Source organism: Cereibacter johrii (assembly GCF_001720585.1).
GTDB classification, from domain to species: domain Bacteria; phylum Pseudomonadota; class Alphaproteobacteria; order Rhodobacterales; family Rhodobacteraceae; genus Cereibacter_A; species Cereibacter_A johrii.
In genome coordinates this window covers 1-3,486 of sequence record NZ_MABH01000011.1, presented here as the reverse complement: position 1 = coordinate 3,486, position 3,486 = coordinate 1, and the positions used below count along the sequence as shown (strand labels likewise).

The 3,486-nt window shown below is 71.1% G+C and carries 2 protein-coding genes; one reads left to right on the top strand and one right to left on the bottom strand.

Features of this window, described 5'->3' with window-relative positions:
• Nucleotides 1-19: 19 nt before the first annotated feature.
• On the bottom strand, nt 20-1,705 hold the full coding sequence (locus A9O63_RS00345) for a methyl-accepting chemotaxis protein (RefSeq protein WP_069330137.1): 1,686 nt from the start codon (nt 1,703-1,705) through the stop codon (nt 20-22).
• A 1,288-nt stretch (nt 1,706-2,993) separates the two neighbouring features.
• Here A9O63_RS00345 and A9O63_RS00335 point away from each other — a divergent pair.
• On the top strand, nt 2,994-3,486 hold a 493-nt coding region (locus tag A9O63_RS00335), incomplete at its 3' end, for a phosphoethanolamine transferase domain-containing protein (protein WP_141703013.1).

The following is a 3,486-nucleotide window of genomic DNA, read 5'->3' as shown; positions in this document are numbered from 1 at the left end:
CTCGCCGGACGGGGTGGTCTCAGCGCGTGCCCGTGCGCTGGAAGGCCGCGTCGAGCTCGTCGAACTCGCTCTCGCCGATGTCGAAGTCGAAGCCCTTGGAGGGCCGCACCGCCCGCAGCGGCTGCGGGGGCAGGGTGCGCGCCGAAGGCCTCGCGTGCGGCGCAGCCTCGCGCGGCTGCGGCGCGACCGGGGCCTGCGCCTCCCCGGTGCGGAAGAAGCCCACCGCCTCCTTCAGCTGGTCCGCCTCGGCAAAGAGTTCGCCCGCGCCGTTCGCCAGCGCTTCGGCGGCGGTGCTGTTCTGCTGGGTGACCTGATCGAGCTGCTGGATGGCGAGCGCCACCTGCTGCGCCCCCGTCGACAGCTCGCGCGAGGCGACGGAGATCGAGGAGACGAGGCCGGAGGTGCGCTCGATGTCCGGCACCAGACGCTGGAGCATCTCGCCCGCCGTGGCTGCCACGCCGGAGGTGCGCGCCGACAGCGACGAGATCTCGGCCGCCGCCGCCTGGCTGCGCTCGGCGAGCTTGCGGACCTCGCTGGCCACGACGGCGAAGCCGCGCCCGTGCTCGCCCGCCCGCGCGGCCTCGACCGCGGCATTGAGGGCGAGGAGGTCGGTCTGGCGCGCGATCTCCTGCACGACGAGGATGCGGTCGGCGATGGAGGCCATCGCGGCCACCGCCTCGCGCACGGCCTCGCCCGAGGCCCGCGCATCTTCCGCCGATTTCGCGGCGATCCGTTCGGTCTCGCCCGCGCTGTCGGCGGTCTGGCGGATGTTGGCGGCCATCTCCTCGACGGAGGCCGATGCCTCTTCGGTCGAGGCCGCCTGCTCGCTGCTGCCCTGCGACAGCTGTTCGGAGGTGGCGGCCATGGTCTGGCTGTTCGCCGCCACCTGCTCGGTCGCGAGCGACACCCGCCCCAGAACCTCGCGCAGTTTCACGATCATGGCGTTGTTGGCCTTGAGGAGCTGCGCGATCTCGTCCGAGCCGCGCTCTTCGGCCAGCGTGGTCAGATCCCCCTGCACGACGCGCTGCGACAGCGCCAGCGCCCGGCCGAGCCTCCGCCCGATGGAGAGGATGAGGAAGGTGGCCGCGATGCTTCCGGCGAGAATGCCCGCCAGCGCGAGCGTCGTCAGATTGACAAGGCTCGCCTTCAGCTCGCGATCGGCCTTGGCCGTGGCCTGGGTCATCTGGGTCTTGTAGAGCGTGCGGAAGGCCTCGAGGTTCGCCGCGAGCTTCACCATGTTCGCGCGGGAGTTGCCCGCCAGGAGGCCGGAGGCGCCAGCGACATCGCCCGCATCCGCCAGCGCGAAGACCCGGTTGTTCACGGCGGCGGCGGTCTTGCGCTGCTCGGCATAGGCGGCGACGAGCTTTTGCCCCTCGGCATCCGCGAGCGTCTGCAGACGCTCGATGCTGGCGCTCATTTCGGCGCGGATCCGGGTGATGTCCTGCTTGAGCTTGGCGCGCTCGGCCGCCGTCGTGGCGCTCACATAATCGCGCAGCACCACATTGAACTCGGTCTGCTGGATCTCGAGCCGGCTGGCGGCTTCGACCCGCGCGGCCTGGCTGTCCACGATGGACCGCAGTGTCTGGTTCGCGTAGCGCAGGTCCAGAAGCCCGAGGACGGTGCCTTCCCCCATGAGCAGGAACACCAGAAGGAAGGTCATGGCGAGCTTGATCTTTATGGTCAGTTTCATGGGGCCCTTCATCATCAGGGGTTCCGCCCGATCCGGCGGTGATCGGAAAGAGTAACGGCACCAAAGTCTTAATATTGTAGCCTGCCCCGGGGTTTTTTGCCCCGCCCGCGCGGAAGCTCTGGACGCGGACGGAGGGGGGCGGGTGGGAAGACGGGAGAAAGCGGGCGCGGTCTTCGTTCCGCAGCCGCCTCCGGTCTCGGGCGCGGCCTGAGGGATCGGCCTGGCCGGCTCCTGTCGTGGTGGTCTCGGGGCCTCGGGCCGCGCGTCCGCTGCAGGTGGAGCCGGGGCCGGACGACGCGGCGCCGGGCAGACGCCTCCGTCCGGAAGAAGAACGGCCCTGAGCCCCCGGTTTTCAAGCCGTTCCGGCCCATCCGGCGGCTTTCTCCGCCCCCCGCATGGCCAGATCTCAGCCGGACCGCGCGGCGTCGGGCGGCTCGGCAGAGCGGAAGGACAGGCCGCGGACAGCACGAGGCGGCTCGGTGCGAGACGACGCGGCGTCTCCTGCCATCGTTCGGGCCGCAGGATGCCCTGTCGCGCAGGCCAAGCCCCCGCTTCGGGGGCGTGGCGCCCGTTCCGGTCTGCCTCCGAGACGGAAGGTCGCAGAGCCTCGCCCGGGGGCACAGGGGCTCGGCGCCGCGCCGGAACGGGCCTTGCAGCGGGGCTGCCCGCGCGGCCGCCGCCACTTATGGACAGGTTGCGGCGGCCCTCGGGAACAGGCTCTTTATAATCATACTGATAAGGGATTGCTTGATGAGTTACGGTGTGGGCGTGCCGGCCGGAAACGGGACCACGGCGCAGGCGCTTCACAGGGCGCGCGCGAAGGCGTTGCGGGTGTTTCCGCCGCTCGCGCCGCAGGAGCCCGCCGCGCGTCCGCGCCGCAGAGGGGTGACGGCGGGACTTTGCGCCATCGGTCGGGGGCGGATTCTCCAGCTCGTGCGGCGCCTCATCCGCTGAAGGCCCCGGCCGCAGACCCTGCCCGGAAGGCTTAGTACGGATCAGGCGCCCCATCCGATGGAGAGGATCGGGACGCGGCGCGATCGTATCGCGCGGGGGGCCGTCCGTCCTTCCGCGGGGGGCTTTCTCCTCTCCGCCATATTGCCGGCCGCCGGGTCCGGCCGCGATGATGGGCCATCCATGTCGCACGCCTCCGGCCCCCGCTATGGAAGGCCCCGCCGCCTCACCCGGCGGGGCCGACGAGCCGGATGCGCCCGCACCCCAGCCGCGAGAGGCGCCGCTGCGCCATTTCAGCCTGTTGTCAGCTTGCGCCGGTAGCCGGGGCGCAACGGGCAAGAGGTCTCAGAACATGTTCCCATATCCGCTCGGCGCAGGCCGGGCTTCGGCGGCGGCCCCTGCACGGGGTCGCGCGCTTCCCTCCGTCTTCCAGATCGATCTCGCGGTGACGAGCTTCCTGCTGATCGCGGACAATGCGACCTTCTGGGGCCGCGCGCTCGGGATCTTCGGGCCGGGGGCCGAGCTTCTGCTGTTCGGATCGGCGATCTGGACGCTTACCTTCTTCATCGTCGCCCTGATCGGGACGGGGCCGCTGCGCCGGCCGATGCTGGCGCTGCTGCTGCTTCTGGGCGCCGCGACCGGCTATTTCCAGGACCGGCTGGGCGTGACGATGGACCGGGACATGATCGAGAACGTGATGACGACCACCCTGTCCGAGGGGCGCCATCTCGTCACGCCGGGCTTCCTGATCCATCTGGCGATCTTCGGCCTGCTGCCCGCGCTGGTCGTGCTGCGCCTGCCCGTGCGCGAGGGCGGCTGGCGGGCGGCGGCGCGCAGCGGGCTTT

Coding starts and splice junctions, on each gene's coding strand:
- A9O63_RS00345 (WP_069330137.1), bottom strand. CDS start 1,705: ATGATGAAGGGCCCCATGAAACTGACCATAAAGATCAAGCTCGCCATG.